Origin of the sequence: Azoarcus sp. CIB, from assembly GCF_001190925.1 — a bacterium.
In the GTDB taxonomy this organism is placed as follows: Bacteria; Pseudomonadota; Gammaproteobacteria; order Burkholderiales; family Rhodocyclaceae; genus Aromatoleum.
The window spans coordinates 2605056-2623351 of record NZ_CP011072.1 but is presented as its reverse complement, the minus strand read 5'-3'; the positions used below and the strand labels follow the sequence as shown (position 1 = coordinate 2623351).

At 67.3% G+C, this 18296-nt stretch carries 10 protein-coding genes; all 10 read left to right on the top strand.

The window, feature by feature from the left end; translation table 11 throughout:
- Nucleotides 1-267 precede the first annotated feature (267 nt).
- The 10 genes from AzCIB_RS11570 to AzCIB_RS11525 all read left to right on the top strand — a co-directional run bounded on the left by AzCIB_RS11570 (nt 268) and on the right by AzCIB_RS11525 (nt 18249).
- Nucleotides 268-1596 carry a cyclic di-GMP phosphodiesterase gene (locus tag AzCIB_RS11570; RefSeq protein WP_050416040.1) on the top strand — a complete coding sequence of 443 codons (1329 nt, stop codon included), beginning with the start codon at nt 268-270 and terminating at the stop codon, nt 1594-1596.
- A complete protein-coding gene (locus AzCIB_RS11565; protein WP_050416039.1) occupies nt 1593-3269 on the top strand; it encodes a PAS domain-containing sensor histidine kinase in 1677 nt (558 codons plus the stop codon). The genes AzCIB_RS11570 and AzCIB_RS11565 overlap by 4 nt, the downstream gene beginning before the upstream one ends.
- A 166-nt stretch (nt 3270-3435) precedes the next feature.
- Nucleotides 3436-6627 (top strand): EAL domain-containing protein, encoded by a 3192-nt coding sequence (locus AzCIB_RS11560; RefSeq protein WP_050416038.1) that lies wholly within the window; start codon nt 3436-3438, stop codon nt 6625-6627.
- A gap of 84 nt (nt 6628-6711) precedes the next feature.
- A complete protein-coding gene (locus AzCIB_RS11555) occupies nt 6712-8172 on the top strand; it encodes a CheR family methyltransferase (RefSeq protein ID WP_083446980.1) in 1461 nt (486 codons plus the stop codon).
- Entirely contained in the window at nt 8165-9217 is a 1053-nt protein-coding gene (locus tag AzCIB_RS11550) for a chemotaxis protein CheW (protein ID WP_050416036.1), read from the top strand. Before AzCIB_RS11555 ends, AzCIB_RS11550 begins: the two co-directional genes overlap by 8 nt.
- On the top strand, nt 9214-10665 hold the full coding sequence (locus tag AzCIB_RS11545) for a methyl-accepting chemotaxis protein (RefSeq protein WP_050416035.1): 1452 nt from the start codon (nt 9214-9216) through the stop codon (nt 10663-10665). The genes AzCIB_RS11550 and AzCIB_RS11545 overlap by 4 nt, the downstream gene beginning before the upstream one ends.
- Nucleotides 10666-10693: 28 nt before the next feature.
- A complete protein-coding gene (locus AzCIB_RS11540; protein ID WP_050416034.1) occupies nt 10694-12787 on the top strand; it encodes a hybrid sensor histidine kinase/response regulator in 2094 nt (697 codons plus the stop codon).
- 22 nt (nt 12788-12809) lie between these two features.
- The gene (cheB, locus tag AzCIB_RS11535; RefSeq protein WP_050416033.1) at nt 12810-13919 is read left to right on the top strand and encodes a chemotaxis-specific protein-glutamate methyltransferase CheB; all 1110 of its coding nucleotides are present in this window, start codon (nt 12810-12812) and stop codon (nt 13917-13919) included.
- Nucleotides 13916-15322 carry a hybrid sensor histidine kinase/response regulator gene (locus tag AzCIB_RS11530; protein WP_050416032.1) on the top strand — a complete coding sequence of 469 codons (1407 nt, stop codon included), beginning with the start codon at nt 13916-13918 and terminating at the stop codon, nt 15320-15322. The genes cheB and AzCIB_RS11530 overlap by 4 nt, the downstream gene beginning before the upstream one ends.
- Nucleotides 15319-18249 (top strand): EAL domain-containing protein, encoded by a 2931-nt coding sequence (locus tag AzCIB_RS11525; protein ID WP_050416031.1) that lies wholly within the window; start codon nt 15319-15321, stop codon nt 18247-18249. Before AzCIB_RS11530 ends, AzCIB_RS11525 begins: the two co-directional genes overlap by 4 nt.
- The last annotated feature ends 47 nt before the right edge of the window (nt 18250-18296 follow it).

Here is an 18296-nt window from a genome sequence, read left to right as displayed (position 1 = left end):
CGCGGCGCGCTTGCTGTCGCTTGGGCGGGCGCCGTCTTGCGTCGACGGCGATCGCCGGGCAGGATGATAATGTGGACCCTTGTTATGCAAAATGATCGACGCCCGCCCCGTGTGCCCGGGCCATCGGTCGCGTATGGGTTGGTGGGCACCGACTGTCTGCACGGGCTCGAGTCATCCTGGAACAGCGTCGAGTGAAGCTTCGGGTCGCCAGCGTTATACCCGTTCCCGATCATTCGGCGGTGAAAACGTATCGATGCTGGATCTCTAATGCCGGAAAATAACACCGTCACGATGGATCAGTTGCGGATCGGACTCTATGTCGTGCTCGATCTCAGCTGGTTTCAACATCCCTTCGCGTTCAGTCAGTTCAAGATCAAATCCGAGGATCAGATCAGGGATATCCGGAGCCTTGGGCTGACGACGGTACGCTACAATCCGGCGCTGAGCGATATGGCAGCGGGGCAACAGCCTGCGCCTGTCGCGCCAGCGGTGGCGTCGGACACCGCCCCCGAGGCGGAGGCAATCGGCCCGGGGACGATATCCGCGCCGCCGGAATCGAGCCCGGAAATCCAGCCGGCGCTCGCTGCCAAACGAGCGCTCGTGGAGCGGATTCGGACGCAGCGTGAGGCTGCCGCGCGCGTGGAGAACGCTTTCGTGAATGCCGCAAGGGCGATTCGCGACATTGAAAGGAATCTGTACTCGAATCCCAAGGAAACGGTGCAGCAGGCAACGCACTTGGTGACCCAGATCGCCGATTCGATTCTATGTGCGCCTGATCTGGCAATCCACGTGATGGGCGATCGCACAGGCGGCGAGGAGCTGTATTTTCACTCGCTGAACGTGGCGATGCTGTCACTGATGATCGCCCGTGATCTCGGGGTGCCCCAGGAGGTCTTCGGGGCGCTAGGCATGGGCGCGCTGCTTCACGACATCGGACGCAAGGAAGTTCCGGACAAGATCCTGCTGAAGACCGAACCGATGACTCAGGCGGAGCGCAATCTTTACCAGATGCACTGTCGGTTCGGTGTGGAAATCGGCCATCGCCTGCAGCTGTCCGCGCCCGTGCTCGAGATCATCCGGGACCACCATGAGCTGTTTGACGGCACCGGCTATCCGGCCGGCCTCAAAGGGGATGCGATCGGCGTCATGCCGCGCATCGTCTCAGTTGCCAACTATTATGACGAGCTCTGCAACCCGGTGGATGTCGCGAACGCGCTGACGCCGCATGATGCACTTTCGACGATGTTTGCGAAACTGCGCAGCAAGTTCGATCCGCGCATGCTTCAGGCATTTATCCGTTGCCTCGGGGTCTATCCTCCCGGAACGATCGTGCAACTCTCGAACGGCCTGATTGCAATGGTAGCGACGGTAAATACTGCCAAACCGATGAAGCCGATAATTGTCATATATGACGAAAATATTCCGAAGGAAGAGGCGATCCTGGTCGATTTGGCAAGGGAGCAGGACCTGAATATCGCGAAGGCGATCCGTCCTGCTCAAGTTCCGGTCGAGATATATAACTACCTGAGCCCGCGCAAGCGCGTCAGCTACTATTTCGATGCAGGAAAATCCGGACAGGAGACGGTGGCCCGATGAGTAGCCTTTCCGATCTGATGTTGGATCACAGCTCAGAGATGATGCTGCTGGTCGATCCGGGGTCCCTGCGCATCGTCATGGCCAATCAGCTTGTGATCCCGACTCTCGGTTATCCGCGAGCGGAGTTGGTCGCGATGACCATTACGGACATCGAAAGCTCATTACAGGACGTCTTCTATTGGGAGGACGTGCACAACGGGCAGTATCAGGAGATCGAAGGGCAGGAAGGGCTGTATCGATGTGCAGACGGATCGATGTTGTCCGTGGTGAAATCGGTCCGGGTTGTCGCGCATGACAATGCTCCTCTCATCCTTGTTTTGGCGCGTGACACGAGGCACGAACGCCAGGTCGAGGACACGCTCGAACAGACGCTGTCCCAACTGCGGGCAACCCTCGAGTCGACAGCTGACGGCATTCTCGTGATCGACTGGCAGGGCAATATCACCAACATGAATCGACTCTTCAGCAGCATGTGGGGGATTCCCGACGAATTGCTGCTCGAGCGCAACGACACGGCGATCCTGGAGTTTATCGCCGGACGCGTCATGGAAGGCGACCTCTGTCGCGCACGCTTGCGTGCCACCGTGGATAGTGCCGAGACGGAAGATCTGCATCGATTGACCGATGGTCGTGTATTCGAGTGCAAGTCCCGTCCCCAGTACATTGGCGAACGAATCGTCGGTCGGGTATTCGGGTACAGCGATATCACCGAACGTACGCGCGCGGAGGAAGCTCTGCGGGAGTCACGGGACCGCCTCGAAGATCGGGTTCGCGAACGTACGGCCGAGCTTGAGAAGGCCAATGCCACGTTGCAGGCCGAGAAACAGCATCAGCAGACCTTGATTCGGAAACTCGAGGAAGCCCAAAACCAGTTGCTCCAGTCGGAAAAAATGGCGTCGATTGGTCAACTTGCGGCAGGGGTCGCGCATGAGATCAACAATCCCGTCGGTTTCGTGAATTCCAACCTGGGGACTCTGCAGCGCTATGCCGAAGATATGTTGCGTTTGCTATCCGCGTACGAGGGCATCGAAGGTTCACTGACGGCGGAGCAGTCGGAAGCAATTGCGCGCGTGAAAAAGGAAATCGACGCCGCATACTTGCGTGAGGACATCGGCGACCTGTTGACGGAATCGCTTGACGGTTTGCAGCGTGTCAAACGCATTGTCCAGGATCTGAAGGATTTCTCTCACGTCGGCAAGGCCGAGCGCGAACTGGCGAATCTGGAAGCGGGTCTCGAGAGCACACTCAACGTCGTATGGAACGAGATCAAATACAAGGCCGATGTCGTCAAAGAGTACGGGAATCCTCCCGCGATCGAATGTTTCCCGTCACAGCTCAATCAGGTACTCATGAACCTGTTGGTAAATGCGGCCCACGCGATCGAGGATCACGGGCGCATCACGCTGCGTACCGGATATGACGAGAATGTGGTCTGGGTCGAAGTCGAAGATACGGGAAGGGGGATTCGGCCGGACCATCTGAGCCGTATTTTCGAGCCGTTCTTCACGACCAAGGAGGTCGGCAAGGGGACCGGACTCGGCCTGTCCTTGTCCTACGGAATCGTTAGCCGACACCATGGATGCATCGAGGTCAAGAGCGAACTCGGAAAAGGGTCCGTGTTTCGAGTGGTTCTGCCGCGACATTTACCGGTCGAGGCCGTGGCGTCGAAGTGAGAGTGGCCGTTGCATGATCGGATTGATGCTACGCGGTTGTTCGGGTTCATGAACGCCGGCCTTTGGTCTCGGTGCGCCCGTCCAGGCGTGCGCCGGGTTCGGGAGCCCGGCCCGGGGAGGGCTGCGCTGTGCAGCGGTTGGCCACGACAAAAAGAATGAGAGCAACATGATTCGCAAGTGGCTTGCCAGGATGCACGTCCGCCTGCTGCTGCTGGTTCTCGTCGCCGTCCTTCCGTTCCTCGCAATCATCATCGATACGGGGGTCGATCAGCGGCGGGAGGCCATGGGCGCTTCGGAGCGGCTCGCGCTGTCCACGGCGCGTCAGCTGGCCGCGCGGCAGCGGGACATGATCAAGCATGCCCACGAGGCCTTGCAGGGGCTTGCCGACGCACCGGAGATCCGGCGACTGCACTCCACGCGCGATTGCGGCCGCTGGCTGGCACGGGTGGCGACGCTGGGCGAACTCTATTCCGATCTCTTCGTCGCCGGCCGCGACGGCAGGATGCTGTGCAGCGCGAAATCCTACCGTGGAGAGGTCGACGTGTCCGATCGCGCCTATTTCCGCCGCGCCGTCGAGCGCCGCGACTTTGCGATCGGCGACTTCAACATCAGCCGCAGGAACGGACTGCCGATCGTCGTGTTCGCCCATCCGGTGTTCGACGAACACGGCGACATCACCGCGGTCGCCGGGCTCGCGGCGGAGCCCATGGCATTCGAAGCGCTGCTGCGCGAGTTGTCGCTGCCCGACGGTTCGGTGGTGACGATTCTCGACAGCCAGGGCGCGATCCTCGCCCGCCTGCCCGATCCGGAAGGGCTGGCGGGGCGCACGATTCCGGAGCTGGAGGAGTTCAAGGCGGCGATCGTCGATGCCCGCGAAGTCGTGATCGAATCGGCGTGGCTCGATCAGGTATCGCGCGTATCGGCGATCGTGCCGGTGCTCAGTACGTATGGCGACCTGTACGTGCGCGTGGGCATTCCCGCGGCCACGGCGCAGACCGCCGCGGCGACGGTGGTGCGGCACAACGTCCTGCTGCTGGTCGGGGTGGCGGCGTTGATGACGATTCTCGGCTGGGCGGCGGCGCAGCATCTGGTGTTGCGGCGGGTGCGCGACCTCGCGGAAACGGCTCGGCGGCTCGGCGCCGGGGATCTGCACGCCCGCTGCACCCTGCCGCCGGAGGGCGGCGAACTCGGGGACTTCGCGAGGACGCTGGACGACATGGCGGAGCGCATCGAGCGCGCGATGACGCGACTGCAAACGGCCGCGGAGGAGGTGCGCCTGCGCGACCGTGCCATCGACGCCAGCCGCAACGGCGTGATGATCTACCGCTATGGCCGCCCGGCCGGCATCGTCAGTGCGAATCCCGCGCTGCTCGCATTGCTGGCGATCACGCCGGGGGAACTCCTCGCGGCCGCCCTGCCCGGCCTCGGGCGGCGGGGGTTCGATGCGGGCGGTTGGGAGCTGCTGGAGGGGCTGCTCGCGGCCGAACGCGAAGGCGAGGTCGCGTTGCGCCTGACGCGTGCGGCGGGAGACGTGGTCTGGCTCGATGCCGGCGTGACCTTGGTTGCAGGCGGGGGGCGGGACGCCGACCATGCAGTGGTCGAATTCCGCGATGTCACGGAGCGGCATCGCCACGAGGAGCAGCTCGCCCACCAGGCGAACCACGATACGCTGACCGGCCTGCCGAACCGCAACCTGCTGGCCGACCGGCTGCAGCAGGTGCTCTCCCGTCCGGCGCGCGATGATCGCTGCTTCGTCCTGTGGCTGGACCTGGACCGCTTCAAGGTCGTGCATGACAGTTTCGGTCGCGGGGCCGCCGATGCGACGATCGCGGACATCGCCGGCCGCCTCGCCGCTGCCGCGCAAGCGTGCAGCACCGTTGCGCGGGTCGCGAGCGACGAGTTCGTGCTGATCGCCGATCAGTTGCCGGGCCTGCAGGCCGTGGTGTCGCTGGCCAACCGCTTGCTGGAAGTGGTGCGGCAGCCGATCGCGGTCGGCGGCGAGGAACTGCGCCTGACCGCCAGCATCGGTGTGGCCGAGAGCGGCGGCACCGGACAGGACGCGGACGCGCTGCTGCGCAACGCCGGCGTGGCGATGTACCGTGCCAAGGAGACCGGGCGTGACACCTTCTGCTTCTACGATGCGAACATGAACGTCCGTGCGGCGCCGAGGCTGCGTGTCGAACTCGAGTTGCGGCGGGCCGTCGAGCGGCAGGAGCTGTATCTGGAGTACCAGCCCAAGGCCGATCTGCTGACCGGCGAGGTGAGCGGCTGCGAAGCCTTGTGCCGCTGGCGGCATGCGGAACTGGGAATGGTCCCGCCGGGCGAGTTCATCCCGGTTGCCGAGGAGAGCGGGCTGATCCTGCCGATCGGGCGCTGGGTACTCGAATCCGCTTGCGCGCAGATGCGCGAGTGGCTCGATGCCGGTGTTGTGTGCCCGCATGTGGCGGTCAATGTGTCGCCGCTGCAGTTCCTGCGCGACGACCTGGTCGCGGACGTGTCGGCCCTGTTGTCGCGCTACCGCCTCGACGCCGGGGCACTGATGCTGGAGATCACCGAAAGCACCCTGATGCGCGATCCGGAACGGGCGATCGCGACGATGCGGCGATTGAAGGCCATCGGCGTCAGGCTGGCGATCGACGATTTCGGTACCGGCTATTCTTCGCTCAGCACGCTCAAGCGCTTCCCGATCGATTACCTGAAGATCGATCGCGCCTTCATCACCGACCTGACGACCAATGCGAGCGATGCGGCGATCGCGGTATCCGTCATCTCGCTGGCTCACAGCCTCAACCTGCGCGTGACCGCCGAGGGAGTCGAGACCGAAGGGCAGCTGCTGTACCTGCGCGGCCGCGGCTGTGACGAATTGCAGGGCTACCATTTCTCGCCGCCGATCATGCCCGCCGCGTTCGCGGACCTGCTTGCCGGCGGGCAGGGCTTGGCGCTGCCGGTGCAGAAGGACCTTCCCGCACGCACCCTGCTGTTGGTTGATGACGAACCGTCGATCCAGTCGGCATTGCGCCGCATCCTGCGACGGGAGGGTTATACGCTGCTGTTTGCCGGCAGTGCCGTGGAGGCGTTGGAGCTGCTGTCGCGGCATTCGGTCGGTGTCGTGATCTCGGATCTGCGCATGCCGGGGATGGATGGCGTCCAGTTTCTCGACAAGGTGCGGTCCCTTTATCCGCAGGCCGTGCGCATGATCCTGTCGGGCTACGCCGATGTCGGCACGATCACCAGCGCGATCAACCGCGGCGCGGTCTTCCGCTTCCTGCACAAGCCGTGGGACGACCGCGAGCTGCTGGAGGCGGTGCGCGATGCGTTCGAGCGTTTCGAACTGCAGATGATCGCGGTCGCAGCATGAAGCCATGCCTCCCGGAAATCTCCGTCGGCTTTTGTAACCTGCTGTTACAATGCATTTGTCCTGAGCTGCGGGAAGTTCATCGGTATGAGCGGGCATGATGTTTTAAACATCGGGGAGTCCGTGGCGGGCCAGGGGGCGGAGTCATCCGGGGGCGCGGCAGGCGATCCGTGCCAGCGCATCCTCGATGCGATCGGCCTGCGTCGGCGCGCGGGCGACGAGGCGAAGCTGTGCGGCTGGCTGCGGCCGCGGCTGCGCGAGCTGGGGCTGCCGTCCGCCAACGACTATGCGGATCTGATCGCCGCGGGCGGCGCGCCGGGCCGGCACGAGCGCGAACTGCTGATGGAGCACTTCTCCACCGGCGAAACCTACTTTTTCCGCGACCAGGGCCTGTTCGGGCTGCTTGCGGCCCGCATCCTGCCCGAACTCGTCGAGCGCCGTTCGGTGCAGCGATCGCTGCGGCTCTGGAGTGCGGGCTGCGCGAGCGGGGAGGAGGCCTATACCCTGGCGATGCTGATCGACGAGATGTCGCCGGCGCTCGCCGGCTGGGATGTGCGGATCCTCGGAACCGACATCAATGGCGATGCGATCGCCCGTGCCGGCGACGGCACCTACGGCCAATGGTCCTTCCGCGTGCTGGATGAGGCGCGCACGGCGCGCTATTTCCGCAAATGCGGCCGCGAATGGCAGATCGACGAGCGTTTGCGGGCGATGGTCGACTTCGAGCGGCGTGACCTGCTACAGGACGAAACCGGTGGAGGGGGCGCCGACGCCGGCGGGTTCGACCTGATCCTGTGCCGCAACGTGTTCATCTATCTGACGCCGCCGGCCGTGACGCACATTGCCGGAAAACTGGTGGCCGCCTTGTCGGACGGCGGTTACTTCGTTCCGGGGCACGGCGAGTTGCTGGGCTGCACCCCGCCCGGACTGGAGGCCCTGGCCTGGCCCGACGCGGCGCTGTACCGCAGGCCGGCAACTGCGTCTGCCGTGCGTCCGGCGCCGGCCGTTCCGGCCTCCGCGCCCTCCGTCCTGCCACGGACGGCACCGGCGGCAACCTCCGCGGGCGGCCAGCCCCCGCGGCAGCGCGGCTCCGCGCCCAGGCCCGATGCTGGGCCGGAGGCCGGGCCGGACGAGGTGCTCGCCCGGGCCTGGCGCGACGCCGACCGCGGTGCGGCACAGGCGGCGCGGGCGGCATGCGAGCGGGTGATTGCCGTTGCGCCCCTCGATCCGCGCCCGTATTTCCTGCTCGCACAGTTGGCCGAGGAACGCGGCGCGATCGACGAGGCGCGGACGCTGTTGCGCAAGGTGCTTTATCTCGATCCCGGTTTCGTCGTTGCACACCTGGAGCTGGCCGATCTGTGCGTACGCACGGGCGATGCACGGCGCGCCCGGCAGATGCGTGCGCAGGCGCTGCGCGAGTTGGAAAAGATGCCGTCGGAGACGCTGCTGCCCGTGCCGCCGCATATCACGGCGGGCACGCTGTTGCAGAGCCTCAGGGCGGGGGATGCTACGGCCCGCGGCGCAGCGGAGGGGGGCTCGCATGGCTGATCTGCACCTCCTGTTCCTGCACCGCGGCGTGCGCTATGCGCTGGATGCCGCGCTGGTGCAGGAGGTCGTCTGGCTGCCCGAGCTGTCGCCGGTGGCCGAGGCGTTGCCGTGCGTGATCGGTGCGTTCAACCTGCGCGGGCACGTGATTTCCGTGATCGACCTGGCGCCGTGTTTCGGCCGGGAGCGGTCGGACCTGGGAGTCGGCGATGCGGTGATCGTGCTGACCGTCGATGGCGAACGCTTCGGCATTCTCGCCGGCGAGGTGCTGGACGCGGCGACGATCGCGTCCGGCGACATCGAGGACGTGCGCGATCATCACCGCCTGTTGGGCAACGCGGCGTCGCTGGTGTCCGGTGTCGCGATGAGCGGTGTGGACCTCGCGATGGTGCTCGACGCCCGCGCGCTGCTCGCCGATGCCGCAGCCGGCGCGGCGCCGCCGGTTTCGCCGCCCGCCGGCGCCGCAGCGGGCGGCACGGCGTGCCCGGATGGCGTGGCCGAGACCTTCCGCGCGCGTGCCGGCAGGATGGCCCGTCCGCAGGAGGCGCCCGTCGCGGCGGGCAGTGCGTCGTTCGCGCTGGTCGGCCTCGATGGCGGGTTCTTCGGCATTCCGGCGCGGGTGGTGCGCGAGTTCGTGCACCTGAGCGGCGTCCGGCCGGTGCCGTGTTGTCCGGCGCACATCCTCGGCAGCATGAACCTGCGCTGCGACATCCTGACCGTGGTGGACCTGCGGCCGGTACTCGGTCTGCCGGCGAGGCTGCCGCTCGCCGAGGTCGTCGTCGTGCAGGCTGGCGATCTGACGGTCGGGCTGGCGGTCAGCGAGGTGCATGACGTCGTCGCGACCGGTGCGAGCGGTTCCGCCGTGCCCGCGCCCGGCGACAACGACCTGCCGTTTTGCCGCGGCCCCATGCGGGCCGACGGACGGATTTTCAGCATCATCGACATCGAGGCCATGCTTGCGTCGCGCGTGCTGCACGTCGCCGCCGAGCCTGACCGGGACAGACCGGAGCCCCGCAACGCGGCTCCAGACGCAAGGGGAAAACCATGATCGGAACACTGAATCTGCGGCAACGCATCCTGGCGGGCTATGTGGTGCCGCTGCTCCTGATGGTCGGTGTCGCGTTTGCCGTGTATTTGCAGACGCAGCGTCTGCAGGCACTGTCTGCGGACGCCGTCGCGGCGGGCCGTGCCGTCGCGCTCGCGAAGGAGGCCCACGTGGGGCTGGCGCAGTACCAGCGCGACATGCGCGGCTATCTGATCGCCCATGACCGCAATGCGCTAGAGGCCGCGACGCAGAACATGGCACGCGCGACGGAAAGCCTCGATTCGCTGGCGAAGTTCCTGACGAACGGCGAGCAGCGCGAGGTCCTGGCCCGGCTGCTGAAGACCGTCGACGAGATGACGAGCACCGGCAGCCGGTACCGCGAACTGGTCGACGCCGGCAGCTCTGCGAAGGCGGTGCAGTTCTTCCGCCAGTCGAATCTCACCGACCTCAGCGTCCGCGTCGATGCCCTGATCGACCAGATCGAGGCGCACGAACTCGAAATACTGGCGCAGCGGGACGCCGAGCGGGCGAGTGCCTCGACCAGCCTGGTCTCGGTGACGCTGGGCGCGACGGTGGCCGCGATCCTGCTGGCGATCGGCATCGGCCGCGCGCTGGCGGGGCGCAGCACGCGCACGATCAGCGAATCGGTGGCGCACGTGAGCACCGCGTCGACCGAGATGGCGGCGACGGTGGACGAGCATGAACGCACGGTCACGCAACAGGTCGCGGCGGTCAGCGAGGTGTCGGCGACGGTGGAGGAGCTGGGGATGTCGGCGCGCCAGTCGGCGAGCCAGGCCGAATCGTCTGCGGCGGCCGCGCTGCAGGCGCTCGAACTCGCCCGCCACGGCACCCGTGCGGCGGGCGAGGCTGCGCAGAGCACGGCGGGCATGAAGGAGAAGATCGACTCGCTGGCTCATCGCATTCTCAGCTTGTCGGAACAGGCGGGACAGATCGGCGGCATCGCCAAGCTGGTCGGCGAACTTGCGAGCGAGACGAACATGCTGGCGCTCAACGCGGCCGTGGAAGCGGCGCGCGCCGGCGAGCAGGGCAAGGGTTTTGCCGTGGTCGCCAGCGAGATCCGCAAGCTCGCGGTGCAGAGCAAGAAATCCGCCGAGCGCGCCGACGCACTGGTCACCGAGATCCAGAACGCGACCAACAGCGCGGTGATGGTCACCGAAGACGGTTCGCGCAGCGCCGACGAGGTGATGGCGACGGCCGCCCGCGTTGCCGAGGCCTTCGATGCGATCGCCGGTGCGGCCAACAACGTTTCGGAAAATGCGCAGCAGGTGATGCTCAACAGCAAGCAGCAGGCTGCGGCCCTGAGTCAGGTGACCGACGCGATGCTGAGCCTCGCCGCGGGGTCGCGCCAGATGGCGGCGGGTACCGAGCAGACGAAGGCGGGTATCGAGAACCTGAAGCAGGTCGCGCACGGGCTGAAGGCGATGGTGTGACGGTGGCGACGACGCGGAGCGCTGCGGCATGATTGCAGACGAACGCCTGCAGGATCTGTTCAGGCAGGAGAGCAGCGACTACCTGCAGCGGCTCGACGACGGGCTGCTGCGGCTGGAGCGCGACGCCGGCGAGGACGCGGCCGTCGAGGCGCTGTTCCGCGATGCCCACAGCCTGAAGGGCGCGGCGCACATGCTCGGTCTGCACGCGGTCGAACTGCTCGCGCACAGTCTCGAGGACATGCTCAACGCCGCGCGCCGTGATGTCGAGGCGCGCGGCCCCGAACACGTCCAGGAAATGCTGCGGCAGCTGGGCGACATCCGCGTGGCGGTGGGCGATGCGCTGGTCGCCTCGGCGGGTACGGGCCTGGGCACCGCGCCGGGGGGGGCGGCACCGGTGTCGCCCCGCCCGCCCGCCCGATCGCCCGCGCTCGACGCAGTGCGTGTCGACGCTCGCCGACTCGATGCCCTGCTGAACGCATCTGGCGAGCTGGCGACCGGGTGCGCGCGCATGGTCCGCAGGCTCGCGGACGTCGACGCGATCGTCGAGCGGTGCGAGGAGTTGCGGCGGGCGGTCGCGAACGGGTCGGGTTCCGCCGCGCCGGGCGCGCGCGCGCTGCTCGAGCGGCTGGCGCCGGTCGAGGCGATGCTGGCGCGCCTGCGCGCCGCAATGGACGACGATTATGCGCAGCTGCAGCGCGTCAGCGGCGAGCTCGGCGAAGGCATCCGCGCAATCCGCCTGCTGCCGCTGGCGAACATCTTCCGCCAGTTTCCGCGCATGGTGCAGGAGCTCGCGCGTACCCAGGGCAAGCCGGTCGAGCTGGTGATCGAAGGGGAGGACGTCTCCGCCGACCGCCGCATCCTCGAGCAAATCCGCGATCCGCTGATGCACCTGCTGCGCAATGCGGTCGACCACGGCATCGAGCCGGCGGACGAGCGCGCGCGCGCGGGAAAGGCGGCCGTCGGCCGCATCGGCCTGCGGGCACGGCGGACCGAAAGCGCCATCGAGATCGTTGTGGACGACGATGGACGCGGCCTCGACGAGGCGGCGATCCTGCAGGCGGCCCTGGAGTGCGGGCTGGAAAGCGCTGCGACCCTCGCCGCATTGACGCCGGTGCAGCAGCGTGCGCTGGTGCTGCGTGCGGGCCTGACGACGACGCGGCAGGTGACCGACGTCTCGGGGCGCGGCATCGGGCTGGATGTCGTGCGCGAGGCGGTCGAACGCATGAAGGGCTCGCTCGCGCTCGATTCAGTGCCGGGGCGCGGCCTGGCGCTCACGCTGCGCCTGCCGGTGACGCTGGTCACGGCACGCATCCTGATCGTCGAGGCCGACCGCTGCCCTTACGGCCTGCCGGTCGAGCATGTGCGGGGGTCGCGCCGGCTCGCGGCTGACGACATCCTGCTGCTCGACGGGCGCGACGCCATCCTGTTCGACGACCGGCCGGTGCCGCTGGTGGCGCTCGCCGATCTGCTGGAACGGCCCGCGGCGCCGGCCGCGGCGGACGAAGGCGCGAGCGGCCGCATGGCCGTGATCCTGGAGGTGGCGGCGGGGTGTTTCGCGGTATCGGTCGAGGCGCTGGTCGACGAGCAGGAAGTCGTGCTCAAGGCACCCGGGAGCCTGCTCGAGCGGGTACGCAACGTTGCCGGCGCAACGATCCTCGACAGCGGGGAAATCTGCTTCGTGCTCGATCCGCCGGATCTGTTCGCCGCGATCCGGCGACGGTCCGCGGGCACGGCTGCGCCCGCTCCGGTCACGCAACGGCGGAACCGGGTGCTGCTGGCCGAGGACAGCATCACCACGCGCACGCAGGAAAGCCGCATCCTGGAAGCAGCGGGCTACGAGGTCGTCACCGCGGTCGATGGCCTCGATGCGCTGCGCAAGCTCGCGCGCGGCGAATTCGATGCGGTGGTCACCGACGTCAACATGCCCAACGTCGACGGCCTCGAACTTGCCCGGCGCATCCGCTGCGAAGTCCGCCACGCCCACCTGCCCGTCATCCTTGTCACCTCGCTGGCGTCGGATGAAGATCGCATGCGGGGGCTGGAGGCCGGCGCGAACGCTTACATCACGAAACCCGGTTTCGACCAGAGGGAGCTCATCGAATGCCTCGAGCGTCTGATCTGAGCCCCGCACGGAGGTCCCGGCCATGAAAGGCGCGTCGCCGCGGCAGCCGATCCGCGTGCTCCTGGTCGACGATTCGCCGCTCGCGCTCGAGATCGTCCGGCGCATGCTCGAACACGAGCCGGCGATCAGCGTATGCGGCACCGCTCGCGACGGCGCCGAGGCACTGGCGTTGATTCCGCGGCTCCTGCCCGACGTCGTGTGTACCGACCTGCACATGCCGGGGATGGGCGGGCTCGAGTTCACCCGCGAGGTGATGGCACTCCATCCCGTGCCCATCCTCGTGCTCAGCATCGCGGTTCAGCGCGAGCATGCGGATACGATCTTCGAGATGCTCGATGCCGGCGCGGTGGACATCGTCGCAAAGCCGCGCGGCGGTCTTTGCGAAGTGTCCGCCGGTCTGGCCGGCGAGCTGGTGAGCAAAATCAAGGTGGCGGCGGGTGTCGTCGCCCTGCGCCGCCGTCGCCGCCATGCCGCGGTCGTCCCCGCCGCGCTGCCGCAGCTTGCGGGGGGGCGCTTCGGCCTGCGGCCGCGCATCGTCGGAATTGCCGCCTCGACCGGTGGGCCGCAGGCGATCGAAACCGTCCTGCGCGACCTGCCGCGCGATTTCCCGCTGCCCGTGCTGTGCATTCAGCACATCGCCGAGGGTTTCATGGAAGGGCTGGTCCAGTGGCTGGCGCGCTCGGCGCCGATTTCAGTGTGCATCGCGCAGGATGGCCACCTGCCCTTGCCGGGGACAGTGTATTTTGCGCCCGACGGCATGCACCTGGAGCTCGACGCGCACGGACGCCTGCGCTGCTCGCCGGAACTGCGCGGCCAGCTGCATCGCCCGTCGGCGGACCTCGCGCTCGCGTCGCTCGCGCGCATGCATGGACGCGACGCCGTCGGTGTGGTGCTGACGGGCATGGGGCGCGACGGTGCGGCCGGGCTCGCGGAGATCGCTGCCGCGGGCGGCGCGACGATCGCCCAGGACGAGGAGACGAGCGTGGTCTTCGGCATGCCCGGCGCGGCGATCGCGAACGGTGCGGCCAGGCTGGTGCTGCCGCTCGGGCAGATCGCCCCGGCACTGGTGAGGCTGGCGAGCGGCGAATCGCCGTCGCAGCCGGGGGCAAGCGGAGGAGGGCCCGCACGATGATACGCAACGCTCCCGTAGCGCCCGGCCCGGTGCTGATCGTCGAGGACAGCCCGGTGCAGGCGGAAATGCTGCGACGCATCGTCGCAGGTGCCGGCTACGAGGTGCTGCTGGCCGGTGACGGTGCGGCGGCGCTGGCGCTGGCTCGCCTGCGCCGCCCCGCGGCCGTCGTGAGCGACGTCAACATGCCGGTGATGGACGGGTACGAGCTGTGCCGGCGCCTGCACGGCGAGGCGGGCCTCGCCGATGTCCCGGTGATCCTGCTGACTTCGCTGGCCGACACCGGCGATGTCATCCGCGGCCTGAACGCGGGCGCCGACTGCTATGTCACCAAGCCCTTCGACGAAGCCCTGCTGCTCGCGAGCCTGCGGTCACAGATCGAAGCGCCGCAGGCCGCGCCCGGCGACGGCGGACACGGCCCGATGCAGCTGCGCATCGGCGACGACGTGCACCCGGTGACGCCGCGCGATGCGCGCCAGCTGGTCGGCCTGCTCGTGTCGACGTACGAAAGCGCGGTGTACCAGAACCGCCTGCTGCGCAACATGCAGGACCGGCTGCTCACAGCGAACCGCGAGCTGGAGGACTCGAACCGCACCCTCGAAGCGGCCTATGCCGAACTGCGCGAGACGCAGTCGCGCCTCGTGCAAGCGGCGAAGATGGCGTCGCTCGGCGAACTGGTGGCCGGGGTGGCGCACGAGATCAACAACCCGCTGGCCTTCGTGCTGAATCACCACGCGACGGTGTCGCGGGCACTCGTCCAGGTCGAGGAGGAGGCGCGGCCGCATCTGACGCCCGAGCGCGCGCGCCTGCTGGACAAGGCGGGCGAGCGTCTCGCCGACATGGCGGGGGGGCTCGAGCGCATCCGCGACCTGGTGGTCAAGCTGCGCACCTTCTCGCGGCTGGACGCGGGCGAGATCCGCACGATCGACGTCGAGGAGGCGATCGAGTCGGTGCTGACGCTGCTGCAGCACCGGCTGCGGGACCGCATCCGCGTGACGCGGCGTTTCGGGGCGCAGTGCAGCCTGGACTGCTATCCGGGACCGTTCAACCAGGTCGTGATGAACCTGCTCGCCAATGCGGTCGATGCGATCGACGCCGCCGCGCGCGACGGGGAAATCACCCTCACCACCATGCAGGACGAAGCGACGATGCACATCGAGATCGCCGACAATGGCAAGGGCATGCCGGACGCGGTTCGCGAACGGATCTTCGAGCCCTTCTTCACGACCAAGGCAGTCGGCGAAGGAACCGGGCTGGGGCTGTCGATTTCCTTCGGCATCGTGCGCCAGCACGGCGGAACGCTCGAGGCGTTCAGCGAGGAAGGCGTCGGGACGCGCATGGTCGTCCGTCTGCCGCTGCGGCAGACGGTGCCCACCGCGGCGACGAACACGGGAGCGCAAACATGACCGATACGACACCCCCCGGAGGCCGGCGAACGACGACGCCGGAGGCGTCCTTCGCGCACGTCAGCGAGCGGCCCGTGGTGCTGGCCGTGGACGACGAGCCGCAGATCCTGGCGGCGATGGTCGATATGCTCGAGGACGAATGCACCGTGCACACCGCGCCGTCCGCCGAAGCGGCAATCGCCCTCATTCCCACCTTGCCGGACCTGTCGGTGCTGCTGTCGGACCAGCGCATGCCGGGAATGTGCGGTGATGAACTGCTCGCGCGCGCGAGGGAGTTGTCGCGCGCGGCGGCCATCATGGTCACCGGCTATGCCGATCTGGATGCGGTGGTGCGGGCGGTGAACCAGGGGCGCATCTTCGGCTACATCACCAAGCCGTGGAACCAGGACCAGTTGCGCCTGATGGTGCAGTCGGCGCATGCGCATTACCGCCTGCAGCGCGAGCTGCTCGCCGAGCAGCGCCTGCTGCGCGAGTTCATGGACAACACCACCGATCTGGTCTCCTATCAGGATGGCAGGCAGCGCGTTATCCGCGCCAACCGGCGGTATGCGCAGCTGCTCGGCTGCGATGCGCCGGAGGCGCTCACCGGCCGCACCGTCGCGGAGCTGCTCCCCGACGCGGAGCCGGGCGGGCTGTGGGATCCGGCCGAGCACGAGCGCGTGCTGTGCAGCGGCGAACCGTCATCCGAGCAGTGCGTCCGCGTCCGCCTGCCCGGTACGGGGGAATGGCGCTGGTTTTCGACGACGCGCGCGCCGATCCGCGACGAGCGCGACGAGGTGGTTGGCGTGGTCGGCATCTCGCGGGACGTCACCGACCGTCTCGGCGTGCTCGAGGCCCTGCGGCTGCGCGAAAGGGCGATCGAGGCGAGCGTGAACTCGGTCACGATCGTCGACTGCCAGTTGTCCGACCTCCCCATTGTGTATGTGAACCCCGCGTTCGAACGCATCACCGGTTACCACGCGGATGAAGCCGTGGGGCGCAATCCGCGCTTCCTGCACGGAAATGATCACGACCAGCCCGGCCTCGCCGAGATCCGGGTGGCGGTTCGCGAACGGCGCCAGGGGCACGCGATCTTCCGAAACCACTGCAAGGACGGGCGGATCTATTGGGCGGATCTCCACATTGCGCCCGTGTGCGACGACACCGGGCGCTGCACCCATTTCGTCGGCATCCAGTATGACGTGACGGACCGGCTCCGCTACCAGGCGGAGCTGGAGCGACATGCCAATTTCGACACCGTCACGGGGGTCGCAAACCGCAACCTGCTCGACGACCGTCTCGCCCAGGCGCTGGTGAATGCCAGTCGCCATCAGCGTGCAGTGGGCGTGCTTTCAATTGATATCGACCGCTTCGGCGGCATCGTCGGTTCGTTCGGGCACGCGGTGGGCGACGGCATCCTGAAGCACGTCGCCGCCCGCCTCACGGCATTGGTCCGCGAGGGAGACACCGTCGCGCGCGTCGGCATGGACGACTTTGTCGTGGTGCTGGGCGATCTGGCCAGCGTCGACGCCGCGGCGCTGATCGTGCGTCGGATTCTCGACGACATTGCCACGCCCATCGCCGTCGAGGGTCATGAGATCGCCGTGACGGCAAGCGTGGGCGTGTGCATCTATCCGGGCGACGGCGACAGTCCGGACGTCTTGCTACAGCATGCCAACATCGCGCGGCTCGAGGCACGTAGCACGGGCGGCAACCAGTACTGCTTCGATACGCCGGCCATGAATGCGGCGGTCCTGCAGCGGCAGGCGCTCGAGCACGCGCTGCGCGGTGCGCTCGAGCGCGGCGAGTTCGTGCTGCACTACCAGCCGCGCGTGAGCCTGCACGACGGCGGCATCGTCGGCATGGAGGCGCTGCTGCGCTGGCAGCATCCGGAACTCGGACTGGTGCCGCCGATGGAGTTCATTCCGCTCGCCGAGGAGACCGGCCTGATTGTCCCCATCGGCGAATGGGTGCTCCGGGCCGCATGCCGCCAGATCCGGGGCTGGCTCGACGGCGGGCTCGCGGTCCCGCCGGTGGCGATCAACCTCTCGGCCCGTCAGTTCCATTCGGGCCAGCTCGATCGCATGATTGCCGAGTCGCTGGCTGCAGAGAAGCTGGACGCGTCGCGGCTCGAACTCGAGATCACCGAGAGCACGGCGATGGTCGACGTCGACGACGCGGTGGCCACGATGCAGAAACTGAAGACGCTTGGCGTGTCGCTCGCGCTCGACGATTTCGGCACCGGCTATTCGAGTCTTGCCTGCCTCAAGCGCTTTCCCCTCGACTACCTGAAGATCGACCGCGCCTTTGTGAACGACGTGACGACCGACCCCGGCGACGCCGCGATCTGCGTCGCGACGATCCAGCTGGCGCACAGCCTGCGGCTCAAGGTGATCGCGGAGGGGGTCGAGAACGAATTCCAGATGGAATATCTGCGGCGACGCGGGTGCGACGAGATCCAGGGTTACTACTTCAGCCGGCCGGTGGACGGCGAGGCGATCGCTGTCATGCTGCGCGGCGGGGTGCGCATGAACCGCGCGGAGGCCGCCGTGGACGCGCCGGAGCCGACCCTGCTGCTGGTCGACGACGAGCCGAACGTCCTGAACGCGCTCAAACGCCTGCTGCGCGGCGATGGCTACCGCATCCTGACCGCGGGATCGGCCCAGGAGGGGCTCGAGATCCTGGCCAGGCATCGGGTGCACGTCTTGCTGTCCGACGAGCGGATGCCGGGCATGAACGGCAGCGAGTTTCTCATGCGCGTGAAGGACCTGCACCCCAGGACGGTGCGCATGGTGCTATCGGGGTACGCAAACGTCGATGCGATAACACGCGCGATCAATAGCGGGGCAGTCAGCAAGTTCTTGCTCAAGCCGTGGGACGATGAGGAGCTGCGCAGCACGATACGTGATGCGTTTGCGCGCGTATGCGCCGATGAGGCGCGCATATAATCCGAGAATAGACACGGATAAGGCACGCGCGGGAAGGGTGCGTGCCT